The organism is Novosphingobium hassiacum, from assembly GCF_014196055.1.
Taxonomy (GTDB): domain Bacteria; phylum Pseudomonadota; class Alphaproteobacteria; order Sphingomonadales; family Sphingomonadaceae; genus Novosphingobium; species Novosphingobium hassiacum.
Genome location: NZ_JACICY010000001.1, coordinates 614,628 through 634,241 on the forward strand (window position 1 = coordinate 614,628; position 19,614 = coordinate 634,241).

Consider the following 19,614-nt stretch of genomic DNA (forward strand, 5'->3'; position numbering starts at 1 on the left):
CGCGGCCCCGCTGAGGGTGGCTCACGGTCAGTCAGAATTCAAAGCGTGGTCGGATTGGCCTGGCCCTGATTGCGGTTCAATTCTTCCTGCGAAAGGCCGCCTGTCTGCGGCACTTTCTGGCAGAACACTTCCAGCATGTGGCCATCGGGGTCATAGAAATAGATCCCCACCGATACGCCGTGATCGAGTATTTCGGCAATTTCAACGCCGCGATCTTTGAAGAAGGCGTAATTCGCGCGCAAGTCTTCCATGCTGGTACCAGCCATCATCAGGCCGACATGCTCGAACTCTTTGCCTTTGGTCGCACCGTCTTCGGCCTTGAACAGGGCGATGTCGTGGTCGCTCTCGCCAAAGCTCATGAAGACCCCGCCCTTGTAAGGGCCATCGCCCGCACGAGCGGTGATCTTCATGTTGAGTACGTCGCAGTACCACTGCGCAGACGCTTCAGGATCGCGCACGAACAGAACGATGTGCGCGATGCGATCGACCTTAATTGGTGACATGTGGCAACCCCAGATCTTCCGGCACGCCTTCAACCCACGCAAGATCGGTGATCTCGTTGAATTCGCGCCATTCCTTCACCCAGTTACGGCCGCCATCGGTGCTGCGATAAAGATAGCCGAACTTGCTGGCCGCCAGCAGGAATTCCGGATCGGCCGGGTTCGAACCAAATGCCCACATGCAGGAGTTCGATGGCTTGTCGAGCGTGGCATGGGTCCACGTCAGGCCCGCATCGTCCGATGTCAGGATGGCTGCAGTCGTGCCCGGCGTTCCGTCACCGATGCCAACGGCGATCTGCGTGGCGCTATCTGGCTTGCGCAACATCACGCGCGAATAGCGCAGGCCCCAGGCCTCCTTGGCCGGGGTGCGTACCCAGGTCTTGCCATCGTCGGTTGACCGGTAAAGTGCGATAACCGTCAGTGCGAGGTGAACCTTGCTGCCATCATCCTGCGGCAGGATCATGATGTCGTGCAGATCCGAATTGCCGCCGAATTCCGACCAGGTCGTATCGATGCGATCCCAGTTGTCGCCACCATCACGGCTGCGGTAGAGGCCACCTTCTTCGACGCCTGCCCACACGTCCTTCGGATCGTGGGGATCGACCACAACGGCCAGCATACGGGGGCGGTTCACGCCGGCGCAGAATTCCGGCATTTCAAGCGAGGTCTTTTCCCAGGTCTGCCCGCCATCGATCGAACGGAACAGGGCTGAAAGCGAAGGCGCGCCCGTTCCTGCATACATGACCCGTGGATCGCTCTCGCTGACCGCAAGTTTCCAGACCGCAAAACCATTGAGCGCGCAATCGATCCGCTTCCAATGGACGCCGCGGTCCTCGCTGTAGAACAGGCCCTTTTCCGCGCCAGCGAAGATGGCTTCCGGGTTTGCCGGATCGACAAGCAAGCAACGCACGCGATCATCGTATTCAAGATCCTGCTGGATATTGATGCGATACCAGTTTTTGCCATCATCGTGGCTGCGCATGACGGCTTGTCCGTCTGTTGCGACAATGAGTGTCCTGCTCATGGTTGTCCCATTCCTGCTGTTCTGGCGTTATTCTGGCTCAGCTGAGGTTGACCCAGATGCTCTTTACTTCGCTGTAGAGTTCCATCGCCTGACGGCCATGTTCGCGGCCCCAACCCGACTGCTTGAACCCGCCGAATGGCGTGGCGTTGTCCACCAGGTTGAAGCAGTTGACCCAGACGGTGCCGGCCTTGACCGCTCCGGCCAGACGATGGGCCTGCTTGAGATCGTTGGTCCAGATACCGGCCGAGAGACCGAAATCGGAATCGTTGGCCTGCGCCACCAGATCTTCAGGGTCGGACCAGCTGAGCGCACTCAGGACCGGGCCAAAGATTTCCTCGCGCACGATGCGCATGTCGCGCCCGGCATTGGCAAGGATGGTCGGCTGGAAGAAGAAGCCATCGCCCAGACCGTTAGGCCGCGCGCCACCGCAGACGAGCTCGGCACCTTCGCGTTGGCCGATTTCGACATAGGAACTGACGCGGTCCCACTGCTCCTCGGAGACCAGAGGGCCGAAGTTCACGGAAGGATCAAGGCCGTTGCCGATAGTCAGTTTTGCCGCATGATCTGCAATCCGCCCCAGCAGATCGTCATGGATCGAGGCGTGGGCATAAAGGCGTGACCCGGCGGTGCAGGTCTGCCCCTGGTTGAAGAAGATGCCTGCGGCAATGGACGCTGCTGCTGCATCAAGATCGGCATCGGGCAGCACGATCTGCGGCGACTTGCCGCCCAGTTCGAGGCTGACCTTCTTGAGGTTGCCAGTGCTGCCGCGCACGATGGCCTTGCCAACTTCGGTCGAACCGGTGAACGCCACCTTGTCCACGCCCGGATGGTCGACCAGTGCCGCACCCGCTTCACCGAAGCCGGTGATCACGTTGAACACGCCCGCAGGAATACCCGCTTCCAGAGCCAGTTCAGCAAGGCGCAGCGCCGTCAATGGCGTCTGCTCTGCAGGTTTGAGCACGACCGTGCACCCTGCTGCCAGCGCCGGTGCAACCTTCCAAGCCGCCATCGACATCGGGTAGTTCCACGGCACGATCAGGCCGCACACGCCAACCGGTTCGCGCACGGTGTAGTTGAGGATTTTGGCCCCGCTGCGCGGCGAAACCGGCAGGGTTTCACCGCCGAACTTGGTCGGCCAACCGGCGAAGTAACGGAAGGTCTTGATCGACCCTTCGATTTCTACCACCTTGGTCAGCGTTGCCGGCTTGCCGTTGTCGATGCATTCCAGAACGGCCAGTTCCTGCGCGTCCCGCTCGATCAGGTCGGCCAGACGGTTGAGCACCAGAGAGCGATCAACCGCACTCATGTTGCACCATGCCGGGTTCGTCAGCGCGCGGCGCGCAGCCTGCACAGCCAGATCGACATCGGCAGCACCACCTTCGGCAACCTGGCAGATTTCCTTGCCGGTCGCGGGATTAAGCGTGGCGAATGTCTTGCCTGAAACGGCCTGTACCGATTTGCCATCAATCAGAAGTCCCCGGGGCGCACCCTTGAGGCCGGCCTCAAGGCGGCTGGCGATGGAATAAGCGTCACCTGCGGTGGCTTGAGCAACTGCGGACATTACCCCTCCTTGGGATCGACCATGCCATACGCGAACACCCATCGGTTCATCCGGCCATAGTCGGTCATCTTCGAATCACGTGATAACGCACCTTCACAAGGTAAACAATGCTAGATTTTTAAGTTTGGTTGTTTCATAAGATAGACAATTGATATGTGGCGCGGTCCAGTTTTCAATGGTGTGCGCGCAATGGGGAGAAACACGCCATGGCCGAAACCGGAGAAACCCTGGAGAGCTTGCTCGTACGAGCCCGCAGCACTGGCGCGTCATTAGCGCTTCCATCGCAGGCACTTTCCCTGGCTGAAGCCTACCACGTGCAACGCGCAGTCATGCGCACCAGCGAGCTTCCCGTTATGGTGTGGAAGCTGGGCCTGACGTCGCTACCTGCTCGCGAGGCATTCGGCGCCGATATGCCGGCAGTAGGGCGGCTGGCAGCCAGCGCCATCCTGAACACCGGCTCTGAGGCGCGGCACGTTTGGCCAGAGGTATATGCCGAAGCTGAACTGGTGTTCGAACTGGGGCAGGATTTGCCACCAACCGACAGTCCTTACACACGCGCAACCGTTCTGCCGGCGATCAAGGCGATTTATGGCGGCATCGAACTTGCCGCATCGCGTTTTCAAACCACGGATCTGCCACTCGGCCTGTTTGTGGCCGATAACGCGATGGGTCATGCGCTGGTGCTCGGCAATCGCCTTTCCTTCCAGTGGGAAGATCACTTCGGTGACATGCCCGTAACCATCGCCACCAATGGCCACGTGCGGGTTAATGGCTCAACCGTGCGCGTCATGGGCAATCCGCTCGATGCGCTGGTGTGGCTCGCCAACTGGCTCTGCGAAAATGGCGAAGGCGGACTGCGCCGCGAACAACTGGTTGCGTCCGGCTCCTGCACAGGCGCCACGCTGGTCAATGCCGGGGACGTGATCGTCGCCGGATTCGACGGCATCGACGCAGCCCGCATCACTCTTGTAGCATGAACTTTATCGGGAGATTTGATTATGAACCTTGATTTAGGATTGGACGGCAAGGTTGCCGTCATCACCGGCGGCGGTGTCGGCATCGGCAAGGAAACGGCGCGCAAGCTTGCACTGGCCGGGGCCAAGGTCGTGATTGCCGCCCGCACCGCATCCAAGCTGGAAGCGGCGGCTGAAGACCTACGCCAAAGCACCGGCGGAGAGATCATCGCCGTGCCTACCGACACGACATCGAAAGAGTCGGTCGAAGCCTTGGTGGCAGCCGCAGTCGAGCGCTTTGGCGCCGTGCACATTCTGGTAAACTGCGCCGCAGCACCTGGCGGTCTTGTTCGCAACGCGATCGAAGAAGCAGATGAGGACGCGCTGATGCTCGACCTCAACACCAAGCTTTTCGGCTATTTCCGCACCGCCAAGGCCTGCGTGCCGCACATGCGCAAGGCTGGTTGGGGCCGCATCGTCAATGTCGGCGGCCTTACCGCGCGTTGCACCGAAGCGCTCTCGGGCATGCGCAACACGGCGCTGGTGCACTTTACCAAGACGCTGTCGGACGAAGTCGGCAAGGACGGGATCACCGTCAATATCATCCACCCCGGCGTTACGCGCACGGAGCACATCGAAGAATGGTTTGCCGAAATGGCTGCCGAAGAAGGCACAACCTTCGATGCCATCGTCGAGCGTGAAGCCGCAGCGCCTGCCGCACTGCGCCGGATGCTTGAAGTTGAAGAAGTGGCCGATCCGATCGTGTTCCTCTGCTCGAAGCTGGGCAGTGGTATCACTGGCGAATCCATCGCGGTGGACGGCGGTCTGTCGCGCGCCGTGTTCCTCTGATGCAAAAAAGGGCGCTGGCCTTACGGTCAGCGCCCTTTTTCCTTACCTATCGTGACATTGCTTCACGCTGTTTTGCGTGATGTGGCCCAGATCGTTGCCACCACGCTCAACACCAGCACCACGCAGCACGCATAGAGCATCAGGTTGAAGTTGCCGGTGGCAAGGGTTGCTGCAGCCGCCGCCGGGCCAAGGCCCGTGCCGAAGGTCTGGATAGACCCCATCGCGCAGACAACGCGTCCCCGCCCGCAGGCTTCCGAGCAGATGCCGGACAATAGAGGCTGGGCAAAGTTCCAGCTGAACATCATCAGCACGCACGCGGCCACAAATGCGCCCTGCGTGATCTCTCCCCGAAACAGCAGGAAGCCGGTCACACCTGTAATGGCGCTGACGATCAGCGGCCCTGCCCTGCCCCAACGTTGCGGCATGAACCCAGCAAGGCCAGCAGCCACAACACCCGCCATCGTGCCAATCGAAAGTCCGCTGGCGATCGTGCCGGACGGAACGCCACTTTCGATGCCCATTCGTTCGGAATAGCTCCATCCAGCGCCCATGGCGAAAAACAGCAGGAAGACGCCCACAAGCGATCCAAATGCGATCCGCCGGTCAAGTGCACCGCTCCCGGCGAACACATCCACCTCGTCAACCGAGCCATCAGGCAGGGCCTTGAGCGAAAACATCACCAAAACGCTGGCCACGGCGATCGCCGCAAACACGGTGCTGGGGCTAAAAGCGGCCTGAATCTCAGGCAAGGCATAGAGAAACAATGAGCTGAACAGCGCGCCGGCGACGAGATAGATCGAGAACGCACGATCAGGGTTGCGTGCCCGCCCCAGCGCAGCAAAGGCAAAGCCCACCGCAATGCCTTCCCCCGCACCGGCCACGACACGCGCCGCCGCCATCGCCGGAAAGCTTGTCGCAAGGCCGGTCAGCACATTACCGACCGCTATCAGCATCAGGCCGACAGCTACCGCCAACCGCCAGCGAACCCGCGAAAGCGCGAATGTGCTAAGACCGATAGTGATACCCATCGCATTGATGTCCCACGCGGCGAGATAGCCGAGCTGGTCGTTGTCGAAACCCGTCTGCTGCGCGACGAGCGCGAGGAAGCCGGGTGTCACGAAGATAACCAGAGCACCGATCATTCCGACCGCCACAGCACTGGCAAGGCCAGCCGGCGTAAGCCGGACAACCTCGCCAGATGCCGCTGAGATATCGTCTATCGTCTGTGCCCGATCTATCGCCACACCCACTCCCCCGCGCGCAGTATCACTCGTGTCGATCAGGCGGGCATGACATCGTTGATGGCCAATGCGAACTTTTCAACCAGTTCGTCCACTTCGGCGCGGTTGATCACCAGCGGTGGCGCAAACACCAGCGTGTCGCCCAGCGCGCGCGTGATCAGGCCACGCGCCGCTGCAGCCTTGAGCACCTGGCGTCCGGTACGGTTGGCCATCGGGAAGGTTTCCTTGGTGCCACGGTCCTTCATCAGCTCGATGCCGATCATCAGGCCCTTGCCGCGAACATCGCCAACGTGGGCGTGCTGGCCCAGCTTGTCCTGCAGCTGCTGCAGCATGTAGGGTCCGACATCGGCAACATTGTCGACGACCTTGAGGTCATCGATCAGTTTCAGCGCGGCCAGAGCGGCTGCTGCACCGACCGGGTGCGCCGAGTAGGTATAACCATGGCCGAACAGACCGGCCGTAGCAGCTGCGCCTTCGATCACGTTCCACACCTTGGGCGAGATGAAGCAGACCGACATCGGGAAGTAGCCCGAGGTCACGCCCTTGGCCGACGTGACCAGGTCTGGCTCGTAGCCATAGGTCTGGCTGCCCCAGTAGGTGCCGAGCCGACCGAACCCGGAGACGACCTCGTCCGCCACCAGCAGAATATCGTGCTTCTTCAGGATCGGGCCGATTTCATCGAAGTATCCTTCGGGCGGCGGGATCAGGCCACCTGCACCCATTACCGCTTCAGCAAAGAAGGCGGCGATCGTATCGGCGCCTTCGCGCTCGATGGTGTCTTCCAGTTCCTTGGCCAGCTGGCGCGAGAACTCGCGCTCGCTCATGCCTTCGGGCGCGTTGCGATAATAATACGGCGCGCTGACGTGAATGATCGGACCCTTGGGAAGATCGAACAGCGTGTGCATACCGGGAAGACCGGTAAGGCTGGCCGTGGCGACGCCAGAACCGTGATAGGAGTTCCAGCGGGCAATGATCTTCTTCTTTTCCGGCTTGCCGCGCAGATTGTTGTAATACCAGATCAGCTTGAGCTGGGTTTCGTTGGCATCGCTGCCCGAAGCGCCGAAGAACACGCGTGACATTGGCACCGGCGCACGCTGCAGCAGCGCTTCGGCGCATTCGGCAACCACGTCGGACGACATGCCGTTGAACGTGTGGAAGAACGAGAGCCGCTCGCTCTGCTTTGCGATGGCTTCGGTAATTTCCTTGCGGCCATAGCCGAGGTTGACGCACCACAGGCCCGCCATGCCGTCGAGATATTCCTTGCCGTCTACATCGGTGACACGCACGCCTGAGCCGCTGGCCATAACCGTTGGGCCATCGGTCATGAGATCGGTTATTGAAGTGAATGGATGGAATTGGCTGCGCTGGTCGCGCAGTGCGGCCTCGGAAAGCTGGGTTGCCATTTGATTTCTCCCATCGCCGGCCCATCACGCATCTCGAATCAGGGCGGCACATCTGTGACGCACCGTCTTCGCGCATTTAGTACACTCATGCAACAGTGATAGTGTTATGGCGGTGTTTCTTACGTTAAGTGAACAATTCCCGGCTTGGTGCACGGCTTGGCATCATGAGTGGCTGGCGGATACGGAGAGGCTGCCATTGACTTGCAGCCTCGCGTGCAAGAGGAGAACGCATGGACGAAAAGCCCGATCTTGGTAACGTGATGGCGATGATGTCGTTTGCTGCAGTCGTCAGCACTGGCGGCTTCTCAAGCGCGGCGAACATGCTGGGCTATTCAAAGGCCGCTGTCAGCCGCCAGATCGCCAAGCTTGAACAGAGCATCGGCGTGCGATTGCTCGATCGCACCACCCGCTCCGTTACGCTTACCCCTGCCGGGCGCGAGATGTATGCGCGCTGCGCGCGGATCGTCGAGGAAGTGAGTGAGGCCAACCAGATCATCAACGGCATGGTTTCGAAACCGCGCGGAGAACTCAAGGTCAACGCGCCGGTCGTCTCCTCGCTGTTTGATCTCACATCGATCCTGCCGCGCTTTTTGAAAACATATCCCGACGTCCGCCTCTTTCTCAATTTGTCGGACAGCAAGGTGGACCTGATCAAGGGACGCTTCGACGTTGCTTTCTGGATGGGCGAAACATTCGACAGTTCGCTCGATTCAGTGCGCCTGCGCAACTATCCCATGGTGCTGGTCGCATCACGCGAGTACCTGCAACATGCAGGGCGCCCGCACGTCGCCAATGACCTGAAGGACCACACCTGCATCGTTGAGACACATATCTCAAAAGTGGGCGAATGGCGGCTGTCGGAAGACGTGACGGTGGCAATCAATCGTGGACCGCTGACCAGCAACTCGGTGCGGATGGCGCGCGAGGCTACGCTTGAAGGGCTTGGCATAAGCTATCTGCCGCGCTTTCTGGTCGAGGATGATATTGCGGCCAACCGACTGGAACCATTGTTGCCCGATCTGGTGACCGAACGCATTTCACTGCACATCATTTTCCCGCGCGGAAACTATGCCCAGTCAAAAGTTCGGGCATTCGTGGATTTTGTCAGGCAGGAAATGCGTGGAGATGCGGAGGCTTCGAACGCCAATCTCCTGGCGCTTGCCTCGGCTATCTGATCGTCAAATCCGAGATCGGAAAACCGGTGTCGAGGGAACGGCGGTAAGAAACGGACGCGGAATGTACGCCATTCGGCGACGTATCGGCGTCCTGCACCACCTGCCCATCCGATTATTTCAAAACGAGATAATCGCGGGGCGACAAGCGCGCCCATCAGCCATTCGCGATAGCCGGTTGGCTTGGCGACGGAGACGATAGCGCACCCCTGCGCGATGCCTCCCTTGACCCATCCGTACCTGCGGACGCCTGCAATCGTGGGGGTGCTGGCCCGCATCCCAGCGGCGACGTCGGACGACCCGAAGATTTTCCCTCTGGAAATTCCGCTTGACAAGGGTCCAACATCTCAACAGTTTTAAGCTTAAAATAAATGCGCAGAGACTGCGTAATCAGGGGTATGAAATCATGGCTGCACGCTCGATGGCATTGAGATGGTTCGCGCGATCGCTGATCGGGGCGACGCTTGCCGGCTCGTCTTACGCAGCTCTCGCGCAGGACACCTCGACCGCCGAGGTAATCGACAATGCGAACACCGAAGGCGAGATTATCGTCACCGCGCAGCGCCGTGCCGAACCGCTGCAGAAGGTGCCGATCTCGATCGCCGCGTTTGATACCGCCGCGTTGGCGCAATCGCACATCACCGATCCGCGCAGCCTCGCGATTGCCACCCCAGGTCTGCAGATCGCCGGATCGTTCCAGTTTTCCAAGCCGGTGTTTGCCATCCGGGGCATCAGCTTCAAAAGCTTCAATGCCACCGATCAGCAGGCGGTCGGCGTCTATCAGGACGAAGTTTTCATAGCCGCGCGATCAGGCCAGCTCGCACAGATGTATGATCTTGCAGGCGTCGAAGTCTTGCGCGGTCCGCAAGGCATTCTCTACGGCAAGAACACCACCGGTGGTGCGATCAACTTCAACTCCGCCCAACCTGGCGATGCGCTGGAAGGCCATGTCACTGCAAGTGCGGGGGCATTTTCCCAGCACGGCATCGAAGGCGGCATCACCATCCCGGTGGACGACAAACTGTCGCTTCGTTTTGCCGGCACGTATGACCGTCGCGACGGGGTTGAGTTCAATGACGTCACCAATCGCCGCACTTACGGCTATCGGACATATGCAGGCCGCGCCATCGTGCGATACAAGGCAAGTGACGATGTCACGATCGTTGCCAATGTCCATGCCGCGAACACCAATGCCAACCCGAACTATTATTACAGCCGGGGCCTAGTCCCCACCGGCACCGGTGAACTGGGCGACATAAACGGCTTTGTCGCTAACAAAGACTTCTTCACGATCTCGAGCCCTTATCAGGATGAGCGGGAGCGCATCCGTCAGAAGGGAGGCATTCTGCGGCTTGAGGCCGATCTTGGCGGTGCCAGCCTCGTTTCAGTCACGTCCTATGATCGGACGCGCTACTCGACGTTCGAGGATACCGATGCCTCACCCGCCGAGGTCGCCACGGTTGATTATAACGACCTCAGCCGACAGTTTTCACAGGAACTGCGCCTGGCGTCGGACAATGACAGCCCGCTTTCGTGGTTGGGCGGACTTTACTTCTTCCACGAGCGCCTGACCGCCAGCAACATCACGGCTTTCCTGGGGGGAACCAGCGACCAGAGCTACAACCAGAAGACATCGGATTACGCCGCTTTCGGCCAGCTCACTTATAAGGTGTCCGACCAACTGAGCCTGATCGCCGGTGCGCGTTACACCTACGAAAACAAGAGCATCAGCTTCCTGACGGTCGACGATGGCGTCTTCGTTCCTCTGGGTTCGCCGACTGCATTGGTTGACGCTTACACGAAGCGCACATTCAAGGCGCCGACCTTCAAGCTTGGTGTGAACTATCAGGTCGATCCTACCAAGTTGCTTTATGCGAGCTTCAATCGCGGCTTCAAAACCGGCGGGTTCAACGGGACCGTGTTCCTGCCTCAAGAATTCAGCACGGTAGAACCGGAATATGTGAACGCGTTTGAAATCGGCCTGAAGTCTAGCTGGCTTAACCGCGCGGTCACCCTGAACCTTGCTGGTTTCCTGAACGACTTCAGCGACATGCAAGTGTTCAACTTCACCGACAACGGGTTTCCCGTCACGCAGGTCGTCAATGCTGCCAGCGCGCGGACTTACGGCATTGAATTCGACCTGGCCGTGCGCCCGATCTCGGGAATGAAGCTGCAACTGGCTGGCACACTTCTCGATGCGAAGATCAGGAAGGTCACCATCGCCAATCTGGTAGCGCTCTCCGGCAATCGCCTGCCACTCGCGCCGCGCCTGAACCTCACGACCTCTGCCCAATACGCCTTCACGCTGAGCGAAGGCGTGACACTGACGCCACGGGTCGAAGCGACTTACAACAGCCTGCAATACTTCGATAACAACGAAGACCCGATCGCCAGTCAGAAAGCTTTCACGATCACCAACGCGTTCGTGAACTTCGAACACGAAGGTACGGGGCTGACGGTTTCAGCCTATGTGAAGAACCTTTTCGAGACGCAGTACCTGAACGAGTCGGTGCCCTTCTCTCCGATGAGCATCTACTTCACCAAGCACGGCGATCCGCGAACCTTCGGTGTCACCATCACCAAGGCCTTCTGAAACACGGGCAGCTATCCTGCGGAAGAATAACCGCAGAACCAATGGCCGACATCTCGATCGTCGAAACGTCGAACGGGAATTTTTGACGAGACGACGGCAATAAGTTGTGCGCCTTTCCCCAAGAGAAGCGCCAATATCTGAACGGCCATTAAACTAGTCAGTAATTATTCGTCTATTAATGACAAATTACAATCACAATTAATTGCCTTATTAAATTAATAATTACACGACTTCACCAAAACCCTAAATTATATCTCTAAAGGGGGGATAAAATGACTATTCTGAATCGTAAACTGACATACACGACTACAGCACTTTGCTCGGGCACGGTGCTATCGTTGGCGCTGTGCGGAGCTGCAATTGCCCAGGAAACGCCCGGCAATGCGGCGCAGAACGCGAACGAGATCATTGTTACCGCGCAAAAGCGCGAGGAACGCCTCAAGGACGTCCCGGTGCCGATCACCGCGATCCGGAGCGATTCCCTGCTCGCCCAGAACCAGACGAAGGCGCAGGACTTCTTCTCCACCATTCCTGCAGTCAACCTCCAGTTCCAGAACGGTCGCGCCCAGCTTGCGATCCGTGGCATCACCACTGGCCCGGTGACCGGCAACCCCACGATCGGGTACACCGTCGATGACGTGCCCTATGGCTCATCGACCGGGCAAGGCGGGCTGTTCGGCTCTGCCCCTGACCTCGACCCAAGCGAACTGGCGCGTATCGAAGTGCTGCGCGGCCCGCAGGGCACGCTTTACGGAGCCAGCAGCATCGGCGGTCTCCTGAAGTATGTGACCATCGACCCGTCAACCGACAAGATCAGCGGTTCTGTCGGTGGTGGCGTCCTTCTGGTGAAAGACGGCGGGGGCACGCTGGGCTACAATCTTCGCGGAGCGATCAACCTGCCGGTCGGCGAAACCTTTGCCGTGCGCGCAAGCATGTTCCACCGCGACGAACCCGGCTTCATCGACAACGCGCGCACCGGCAGGAATGATGTAAACGCATCGAAGGTAACCGGCGGCCGCGTGTCGGCACTGTGGAAACCAAGCGATTCCTTCTCGTTGAAGCTCGGTGCGATGCATCAGGTTCGCAACATCTATGGCTCGTCGAACGCCGACATCACGACCGGTTCGTTCAGCAAGCAGACCGATATCGCCGGAGCCGGCCGTTCACGTGCAGAAAACCAGATGTTCAGCGCAGTGATGAACGCTGACCTCGGAACGGTAAACGTTGCCTCGATCAGCGCCTACTCTCGCAGCAAGAATTACGACTTTATCGACTTCACCAACACCGGCCTGACATTCTTCGTCTTTCCGCCGATCTTCTTCCCGATCACGGAATTCGGCGACAATTTCCGCCAGGGCTATGATGTCGACAAGTTCTCGCAGGAACTGCGGTTCTCAGGCGGCGTGGGCGACAACATCGACTGGATCGTGGGTGGGTTCTATACGCACGAAGACGCAAAGTATCGGGTAGATGCGAATGCTACAAATCCGAACACCGGAGAGATCTACGGCACTCCGATTCAGTGGCGGGATTCGCTGAAGTTCGACGAATGGGCAGCTTTCGGCAATGCGACCGTTCGGCTTTCAGACAAGTTCGACGTGCAGTTTGGGGGCCGCTACAGCGAGAACACCCAGAACTTCAAGCACAGAGAGCGCAATATCTTCCCTGTTTTTGACAATGACGGGAACCCGATTCTGGGTCAAAGCCAGGTCATCATTGCCAACACCGATCCAAGGGCCGATGGGCACTCCTTCACCTATCAAGTTTCACCGCGCTTCAAACCATCGCCCGATCACATGATCTATGGACGCGTGGCGAGCGGATACCGGCCCGGCGGCACCAATGCGAACTGCAACAGCCCGCTGTCTGCAGTTCCCGTTCCGTGCCAGTTCAAGCCCGACAAGATCGTGAACTATGAACTTGGCGCAAAGGGCGACCTGCTGGATCGCTTGTTGTCCTATGATGTCTCGGCGTTCCTGATTGACTGGAAAGACATTCAGATCTCTCAGCTCGTCGGGGAAAACGGCTTCACCTACAACGGCAATGCCGGCAGGGCGCGAAGCAAGGGCGTCGAGGTTTCGCTTGAAGCCCGGCCCGTCGAAGGGCTGAACGTCAAGGCCTGGCTTGCGTATATCGATGCCAAACTGGCCGAAGACATCAACTCCAACGCCCTGTTCGGTCTCAAGGGCGATGCCCTGCCGTACAACAGCAAGTGGTCGGGTCGCTTCTCGGTCGATTACGTCAGGCCTCTGTCGGATAGCGTCACGGCAAGCTTCGGCGCTTCGCTGACCTATGTCGGTAACCGCCGTGGCGAGTTCGTGAACAAGGCGCCCGATGGCACCGCGCCCGATGCTCCGCTGCGTCAGGTATATCCCGAATATGCCGCGTTGGACCTCAACGCGGGACTTGATATCAATGCCTTCACTGTGCAGGTGTTTCTCCAGAACGTGACCAACAAGCGTGGCGTGATTGGTGGTGGTTTCAACAACCAGACCTCCTTCAATCCGAACTGGTTCAACTACACGCAACCGCGCACGATCGGCCTGAACGTCAGCCACAAGTTCTGACAACCTGATATCCTGGGAGTGCAGCGGGATCGATCTGTTGCACCGTCCACGGTTTAGCTTCGGCGCATGACGCATCCTTCTTGGCGTCGGCGCCGAAGCGACAATCGGATCCACGATCCTGAGCTATCTGCAAGATCCTGCAGTGATGGCCTGCCCGAACAAAGCGCGGGCAAGTTGATAAGCCTTGACTGTAGCGGCGCGATGGCCGGTCGGCTCTGCGGTGCTGCGTGCGGTCAGCCCAGGCAAGGCGCTCGCCTTCGCAGCCATTGGCGGTATCACGCAAATCCTGATCTCGACTAACACGAGCGGCATAGTTGCCGACTATAACCTGCTTGCCGTTGGCTTGATGAACGCAATCATGTTTCCGACGACCTTCCGTCTGGCGCCAGAAAAGCTCGGCGCGCGACCGGCGATGGTTCCGGTATCATCAGCGTCGCCATCAATGGCGGCGCTATCGTCCCTCTGGCCACGGGCGCGGTCGCGGTTTGACGGGACGCCTCGGACCCGCGCTGGCGTTGTCGGCGGTATGCTATGCAATTATTGGGGTGTTCGGAATTTACGCGCGCCGATCTGCCTGACGGTACATCGACGTTGAATGATATTGGTTGCATTGCGGCAACCGCAGCCGCCAATGGATTTCGCGAACATGATGCTGGAAAAGATGATTGAAGTGCCGGGTGGCACCTTCACGATGGGATCGGAGCGGTTCTACCCGGAAGAAGCACCTTGCCAAACCGTCCGGGTCGATCCCTTTCTGATCGACGAAGCACCAGTTACCAATTCCCAATTCGCGCGATTCGTGGCTGCGACAGAATACGTTACGGTTGCCGAAATAGCGCCTGATCCTGCGGACTATCCCGGCATGTTGCCCGAGATGGGGCAGCCGGGATCGGCGGTGTTCCGCAAGACTACCACTCCCGTCGATACGAGCGACCCCATGCAATGGTGGTCGTTCGAATTCGGCGCGGATTGGCGCCATCCTCTGGGAATCGGCAGCTCTCTTGACGGGCTCGATGACCATCCCGTGGTCCACGTCGCTTATTCCGATGCCGAGGCTTATGCGAAGTGGGCAGGCAAATGTCTGCCGACCGAGGCCGAATGGGAATTTGCAGCAAGGGGCGGGCTGGAGGGCGCCGAATATGCATGGGGCGACATGCTGACGCCCGGCGGCAAACCGCTGGCAAATTATTGGCAGGGACTTTTTCCGTTCGCAAACACACTGGAAGACGGGTGGGAGCGAACTTCGCCGGTGCGGACTTATCCTCCCAATGGTTACGGGTTGTTCGACATGATCGGCAATGTCTGGGAATGGACCAGCGACTGGTTCGCGCCGCGCGCGAGCGCTGGGCAGAACAGATCATGTTGCACACCCAGCAACCCCCGGGGGCCGTCACGGGCTGCCAGTTTTGATCCGCAGTCACCGGCGCGCATACCACGCAAGGTTCTCAAAGGCGGCTCGCACTTGTGCGCTGCGAACTATTGTCAGCGTTATCGCCCGGCAGCGCGGCACCCCGAATCGCTTGATACATCGACGAGTCACATCGGGTTTCGTTGCATAAAGCGAGCACCCAAGGCTCGCTGAGCGAGTTGGGTGAGCCGCAAAAGTTAGGGCTGAGACTCAATCAGAGCCAGCACGCGAGGGTGGTTGCGAGTGTGTCGTAGCGGGTTGCGACACGGCGGAAGTCCTTGATCCGACAAAAATCAATCTCGATCAGGTGGCGCAACGGTGCCGGTCTACGCTGCCCCCCCCCAAGCTGGGGCCTTGGCGGACTAGCTCAAGCGCGAAATGATTGCGCTTTATGCTAGGACTGGCTGTCGATCGGCGTGCGGACCCCCACCGGGCGCCAAGGCTGGCCGATCCGGGCTTCAAAGCGGTCGCGGAACGCCCACAGCCAGCCGACGCGGCGCTCGGCCAGGCCGGGCAGGCTGAGCAGGTCGCCGCCAAGCCACGGCAGATAGGGGTTGCGCCGCGCGTAGGACCAGATCTCGACCCGCTCACCTGCGTGAACCGACGCGCCGCGCGCGTGGAAGCCGGCCATGTCGGCGACGACCAGCGTGTTGCCGGGAACAGCGACGGCTTGCGCGGGCGGGAGCTTCATCGCGTCGAGATCGGCCGAGGTGACGCGCGGCGAGCCGCGCGCTGACAGACGATCGATCGCGCGCGGGTCGGCGAGGCTGCGGCGTTTCTCCCACGCCAGACGTTCGGGCGTGAAGCGGTGCGAACCCGGCACGTAGCAGAACGGGCCACCGTCGGCGGCGACAGGGTTGAGGAACAGCCACGACTTTAGCGAGGAATGGAAACTGTCGGCGTGGAGAACCTCTTGCGGATCGGGGCCGGCGCTGCCGGCGTGGGCGACGATCGTCTGGATGTAGTGCAGCGGAGTCGTGCGGAAGCTGGCCGCGTAATGCAGCAACGCGACGATATCGCGGCGTTCGAGCAAGGTGCGCAGGGCTGGAATCGCCTGCAGCATGACCGGGTCCACCGCCATACGGCGGGTGATGGCATCGCCCTGCTGCATTTCGCGCGCTGGCCCCTGATAGGTCAGGATCGCGTCGCGCAGGGCCGGAAATTGGTCCAGCGGAACGATGTCGGGGATGACGACAAAGCCGTCGCGATCGAACGCCTCGCGCCAAGCGGGCGGCACATCGCGCGCGAGACGACGTCTGCGCCACCGGCTCATCGCGTCAGCCAGCCTTGTCCTGCCCAGATGAAGGCCGTGGCGGTTAAGCCGACGCGACCCGATCAGCGGATTATCGAGGAAACTCTTGGCCCCGGTAGCAAGCTGGAGCAGCCACAAGGGACCGAGCAGAACCTTGCCGATCATCGTAACCACGGACTTACGTCGCCTGCACAAATTCGAACATCGCCAAGCCGCTAAGCGCCCTTGACCAGCGCGTCAATCGCCTGGAGCCGTCTCACCAACGGCTCGAAATCGGTGAGTGGCAGCGCGTTGGGCCCGTCCGACCAGGCGTTGTCGGGGTCGGGGTGGGTTTCCATGAACAGGCCCGATACGCCCGCCGCCACGGCAGCGCGCGCGAGCAAGGGCACGAATTCGCGCTGACCGCCCGACTTGTCGCCGAGGCCGCCGGGCTGCTGCACCGAATGGGTGGCGTCGAACACGACCGGGCAGCCGGTCTGCGCCATGATTGCCAAGCCACGCATGTCCGAGACCAGCGTGTTGTAGCCGAACGAGACGCCGCGCTCGCAGAGCATGAACGAATCAGGCTCGACCCCAGCCGTCATGGCCGCATTGCGCGCCTTGGCGACGACCTGGGTCATATCGGATGGGGCCATGAACTGGCCCTTCTTGATGTTCACCGGCTTTCCCGAGGCAGCCACGGCGGCGATGAAGTCGGTCTGGCGGGCAAGGAATGCCGGCGTTTGCAGGATATCGACGACTTGGGCCACCGCGCTCACCTGCTCGCGTTCATGAACGTCTGTGATCACGGGTAAGCCTGTGACATTCTTGACCTTTTCGAGAATGCGAAGCCCTTCGTCCAAGCCGGGGCCACGCAACGACTTGTCCGAACTACGGTTCGCCTTGTCGAACGACGCCTTGAAAACGAGCAGCAACCCTAGTCTTTGGGCGCATCCAGCCAACGTTTCGGCGATGGACAGCGTGTGCGCCTCGCTTTCGATCACGCAGGGACCGGCGATCACGAAGAGGGGTGCATCACGTCCAATTTTATGTCCACACAAGAGCATTCTCGGGATCCAATTCGTCGTCCGGATGGTTGGCACATTGCCCATGCGTGTAGACAGGGTGAAGAGTCGAGCTTGAAGACCCCAACGCAGAGACTAAGGCTGCTGGCAACGATCTGCCGGGAAGTCGGTTCCTGATCAAAGGAAGGCGCTCTCGACAGGGAGATGACAGCGGTGCGATATGCATGATATGAAGATCGACATGAGCACACGTAAAACGGCACCCACTTACACAGAATCAGCTTTAAAGACCATAGAAACGGAGATCCACGCCCTGGATTCCTTGAAGGTCGTACTCGAAACGTCGAGCTTTAGACTGTCTCTCGACCGCGCTATTGAGGCGATGGCCCGCACGCATGGCCGGGTTATTGTCAGCGGAATGGGGAAAAGCGGCCATATTGGACGAAAAATTGCGGCTACTCTTCGCTCTACAGGAACACCAGCGCTGTTCCTCCACCCTGGCGAAGCAAGTCACGGCGACCTTGGCCTCATCACCGAAAACGATGTCGTCTTCGCGATCACATGGTCCGGCGAGACCAGCGAGCTGGGAGATATCTTTCACTACTGCAACCGTTTCGGAGTGACTTTGATCGTCGCGACCGCTTGGCCCAAGAGCACGGCGGCGCGCGCGGCCGACATCTGTCTGGCGCTGCCGCTGGTGCGCGAAGCCTGCCCGAACGACCTGGCTCCGACATCATCGACGACGCTCCAGCTGGTGCTGGGCGACGTGCTGGCGGTCGCGCTGATCGAGGCGCGCGGCTTTACCCCTTCGGATTTCCGGGTGTTTCATCCCGGCGGACAGCTCGGCGCGCAACTGCTGGCGGTTGACCAGGTCATGGGCACCGATGGCGCGATCCCGAAAGTGCGGCGCGAGGCTAGCTTGAGCAGCGCGACGATCGAGATGAGCCGTAAGCGCTATGGCGCGACGGCGGTGGTGGATGAGCACGACATGCTGATCGGCGTATTCACCGATGGCGATCTGCGCCGCTGCATCGCGGTGCATAACCTCGAGGACCAGATCGGGCTGCATATGTCGCCAAGCCCGGTTACGGTGCGGACCGGCACGCTGTGCTCCGAAGCACTGCGGATCATGAATGAAAATGCGGTCTCGGTGATTTTCGTAGTCGATGACGGCCGATTGGTGGGCGTGGCGCATATGCACGATATCGTGAGGACCGGGATTGTCTGAACGCGCTGGCGGGTCGCGGGCCGTGCGTCCATAAGCGCGCTCAATGGTGTCAGTCCCTGACCTCATCGTCGTGCCCGCCCGGTTCGGCTCCTCGCGCCTTCCGGGCAAGCCGCTATTGCCGATTGCGGGGCGGACGCTGCTCGATCGCGTTGTGGCTATCGCGCGGGCGGCAGCGGTGCAGGCTGGCAACTGCGATGTGCTGGTCGCGACCGACGACGCGCGGATTGCTGACCATGCGGCATCGCTGGGGGTGGAGGTCGCGATGACCGCGGCCGAACTCGATTCAGGCACGGTCAGGGCCTTCGCGGCGGCTCGGCAACGAGAATCTGCCCCGGCGCGGGTGATCAACCTGCAGGGCGATGCGCCGTTCATTCCCGCTGCTATCGTGGCCGGATTGATGGCGACCTTGCGCAAGGGTGGTGCAGACGTGGCGACGCCGGTATTCCAGCTCGACTGGGCGCGGCTCGACCGGCTGCGAGCGCACAAGCAAACCGCCCCGTTCAGCGGCACGACATGCGTCAGAGCGTCCGACCGACGCGCGCTGTGGTTTTCCAAATCGATCCTGCCCGCCATGCGCAACGAGGCGCAGCTGCGCGAGCAGCCAATGTCTCCGGTGTGGCAGCATCTGGGGCTCTACGGCTATACGATGCGCGCGCTCGAATGGTTCGCGGGCGCAGCGCCCGGTGTCTACGAAGCGCTCGAAGGCCTGGAGCAACTCCGCTTCATCGAGAACGGCTGGCGGGTGGATACTGTCGAAGTCGACGTTCCGGCGCATCTGCTTTCGGGGATCGACACGCCCGAAGACCTTGCCAAGGCGGACGAAGCGATTACCCGGTTCGGTGATCCCTATCCTGTCTGA

General features: G+C 60.2%; 15 protein-coding genes and 1 pseudogene. 8 read left to right on the plus strand and 8 right to left on the minus strand.

Translation table 11 applies throughout. The annotated features are described in order from the left end of the window. Window positions 1-38 precede the first annotated feature (38 nt). The 3 genes from GGQ88_RS03155 to GGQ88_RS03165 are packed head-to-tail and all read right to left on the minus strand — an operon-like array spanning window position 39 to window position 3,085. On the minus strand, window positions 39-503 hold the full coding sequence (locus GGQ88_RS03155; protein ID WP_183611642.1) for a VOC family protein: 465 nt from the start codon (window positions 501-503) through the stop codon (window positions 39-41). Further along, window positions 490-1,524: a WD40/YVTN/BNR-like repeat-containing protein gene (locus tag GGQ88_RS03160; RefSeq protein ID WP_183611643.1), complete on the minus strand. Its 1,035-nt coding sequence runs from the start codon at window positions 1,522-1,524 to the stop codon at window positions 490-492. Before GGQ88_RS03160 ends, GGQ88_RS03155 begins: the two co-directional genes overlap by 14 nt. Before the next feature lie 37 nt (window positions 1,525-1,561). Next, window positions 1,562-3,085, minus strand: coding sequence for an aldehyde dehydrogenase family protein (locus GGQ88_RS03165; RefSeq protein ID WP_183611644.1), 1,524 nt, complete (start codon window positions 3,083-3,085; stop codon window positions 1,562-1,564). Between the two features lie 206 nt (window positions 3,086-3,291). Here GGQ88_RS03165 and GGQ88_RS03170 point away from each other — a divergent pair, with 206 nt between their 5' ends. Then, complete coding sequence (locus tag GGQ88_RS03170; RefSeq protein ID WP_183611645.1) at window positions 3,292-4,062, plus strand: 2-keto-4-pentenoate hydratase; 771 nt, start codon at window positions 3,292-3,294, stop codon at window positions 4,060-4,062. Between the two features lie 21 nt (window positions 4,063-4,083). Next, window positions 4,084-4,887 (plus strand): SDR family NAD(P)-dependent oxidoreductase, encoded by an 804-nt coding sequence (locus tag GGQ88_RS03175; protein ID WP_183611646.1) that lies wholly within the window; start codon window positions 4,084-4,086, stop codon window positions 4,885-4,887. Window positions 4,888-4,949: 62 nt separating this feature from the next. Here GGQ88_RS03175 and GGQ88_RS03180 read toward each other — a convergent pair whose 3' ends face one another. Further along, window positions 4,950-6,131 (minus strand): MFS transporter, encoded by a 1,182-nt coding sequence (locus GGQ88_RS03180; RefSeq protein ID WP_221214472.1) that lies wholly within the window; start codon window positions 6,129-6,131, stop codon window positions 4,950-4,952. A 35-nt stretch (window positions 6,132-6,166) separates the two neighbouring features. Further along, the gene (locus tag GGQ88_RS03185) at window positions 6,167-7,531 is read right to left on the minus strand and encodes an aminotransferase (protein ID WP_183611647.1); all 1,365 of its coding nucleotides are present in this window, start codon (window positions 7,529-7,531) and stop codon (window positions 6,167-6,169) included. Window positions 7,532-7,761: 230 nt separating this feature from the next. Between GGQ88_RS03185 and GGQ88_RS03190 the strand changes: the two genes are divergently transcribed. The 4 genes from GGQ88_RS03190 (at window position 7,762) to GGQ88_RS03205 (ending at window position 15,445) form a co-directional block, all read left to right on the plus strand. Next, window positions 7,762-8,706, plus strand: coding sequence for a LysR family transcriptional regulator (locus tag GGQ88_RS03190; protein ID WP_246385411.1), 945 nt, complete (start codon window positions 7,762-7,764; stop codon window positions 8,704-8,706). A gap of 403 nt (window positions 8,707-9,109) precedes the next feature. Next, window positions 9,110-11,296, plus strand: a complete 2,187-nt coding sequence (locus GGQ88_RS03195; protein WP_183611648.1) for a TonB-dependent receptor — start codon at window positions 9,110-9,112, stop codon at window positions 11,294-11,296. A gap of 272 nt (window positions 11,297-11,568) precedes the next feature. Further along, window positions 11,569-13,863, plus strand: a complete 2,295-nt coding sequence (locus GGQ88_RS03200) for a TonB-dependent receptor (RefSeq protein ID WP_183611649.1) — start codon at window positions 11,569-11,571, stop codon at window positions 13,861-13,863. A gap of 661 nt (window positions 13,864-14,524) precedes the next feature. Next, window positions 14,525-15,445, plus strand: a complete 921-nt coding sequence (locus GGQ88_RS03205) for a formylglycine-generating enzyme family protein (protein WP_183611945.1) — start codon at window positions 14,525-14,527, stop codon at window positions 15,443-15,445. A gap of 40 nt (window positions 15,446-15,485) precedes the next feature. On the opposite strand, the pseudogene GGQ88_RS21750 reads toward GGQ88_RS03205, so the two are convergent. From GGQ88_RS21750 to kdsA, 3 genes and pseudogenes are all read right to left on the minus strand, one after another. Continuing rightward, window positions 15,486-15,584, minus strand: a pseudogene (locus GGQ88_RS21750) (IS5/IS1182 family transposase); the annotation flags it as partial. Between the two features lie 81 nt (window positions 15,585-15,665). Further along, window positions 15,666-16,688, minus strand: coding sequence for a phytanoyl-CoA dioxygenase family protein (locus tag GGQ88_RS03215; protein ID WP_183611946.1), 1,023 nt, complete (start codon window positions 16,686-16,688; stop codon window positions 15,666-15,668). A 50-nt stretch (window positions 16,689-16,738) separates the two neighbouring features. Then, window positions 16,739-17,569 (minus strand): 3-deoxy-8-phosphooctulonate synthase, encoded by an 831-nt coding sequence (gene kdsA, locus GGQ88_RS03220; RefSeq protein ID WP_183611650.1) that lies wholly within the window; start codon window positions 17,567-17,569, stop codon window positions 16,739-16,741. Window positions 17,570-17,756: 187 nt separating this feature from the next. Here kdsA and GGQ88_RS03225 point away from each other — a divergent pair, with 187 nt between their 5' ends. Together GGQ88_RS03225 and GGQ88_RS03230 are read left to right on the plus strand one after the other, a co-directional pair. Further along, complete coding sequence (locus GGQ88_RS03225) at window positions 17,757-18,755, plus strand: KpsF/GutQ family sugar-phosphate isomerase (RefSeq protein WP_183611651.1); 999 nt, start codon at window positions 17,757-17,759, stop codon at window positions 18,753-18,755. A gap of 43 nt (window positions 18,756-18,798) precedes the next feature. Continuing rightward, window positions 18,799-19,614, plus strand: a complete 816-nt coding sequence (locus GGQ88_RS03230) for a 3-deoxy-manno-octulosonate cytidylyltransferase (protein WP_183611652.1) — start codon at window positions 18,799-18,801, stop codon at window positions 19,612-19,614.

Excerpts from the sequence above, each read along its gene's own strand:
- GGQ88_RS03155 (WP_183611642.1), bottom strand. The coding sequence starts at position 503 with ATGTCACCAATTAAGGTCGATCGCATCGCGCACATCGTTCTGTTCGTG.
- GGQ88_RS03205 (WP_183611945.1), top strand. The coding sequence starts at position 14,525 with ATGATTGAAGTGCCGGGTGGCACCTTCACGATGGGATCGGAGCGGTTC.
- kdsA (WP_183611650.1), bottom strand. The coding sequence starts at position 17,569 with ATGCTCTTGTGTGGACATAAAATTGGACGTGATGCACCCCTCTTCGTG.
- GGQ88_RS03170 (WP_183611645.1), top strand. The coding sequence starts at position 3,292 with ATGGCCGAAACCGGAGAAACCCTGGAGAGCTTGCTCGTACGAGCCCGC.
- GGQ88_RS03185 (WP_183611647.1), bottom strand. The coding sequence starts at position 7,531 with ATGGCAACCCAGCTTTCCGAGGCCGCACTGCGCGACCAGCGCAGCCAA.
- GGQ88_RS03225 (WP_183611651.1), top strand. The coding sequence starts at position 17,757 with ATGAAGATCGACATGAGCACACGTAAAACGGCACCCACTTACACAGAA.
- GGQ88_RS03230 (WP_183611652.1), top strand. The coding sequence starts at position 18,799 with ATGGTGTCAGTCCCTGACCTCATCGTCGTGCCCGCCCGGTTCGGCTCC.
- GGQ88_RS03195 (WP_183611648.1), top strand. The coding sequence starts at position 9,110 with ATGGCTGCACGCTCGATGGCATTGAGATGGTTCGCGCGATCGCTGATC.
- GGQ88_RS03215 (WP_183611946.1), bottom strand. The coding sequence starts at position 16,688 with ATGATCGGCAAGGTTCTGCTCGGTCCCTTGTGGCTGCTCCAGCTTGCT.
- GGQ88_RS03200 (WP_183611649.1), top strand. The coding sequence starts at position 11,569 with ATGACTATTCTGAATCGTAAACTGACATACACGACTACAGCACTTTGC.
- GGQ88_RS03175 (WP_183611646.1), top strand. The coding sequence starts at position 4,084 with ATGAACCTTGATTTAGGATTGGACGGCAAGGTTGCCGTCATCACCGGC.
- GGQ88_RS03160 (WP_183611643.1), bottom strand. The coding sequence starts at position 1,524 with ATGAGCAGGACACTCATTGTCGCAACAGACGGACAAGCCGTCATGCGC.
- GGQ88_RS03165 (WP_183611644.1), bottom strand. The coding sequence starts at position 3,085 with ATGTCCGCAGTTGCTCAAGCCACCGCAGGTGACGCTTATTCCATCGCC.
- GGQ88_RS03190 (WP_246385411.1), top strand. The coding sequence starts at position 7,762 with ATGGACGAAAAGCCCGATCTTGGTAACGTGATGGCGATGATGTCGTTT.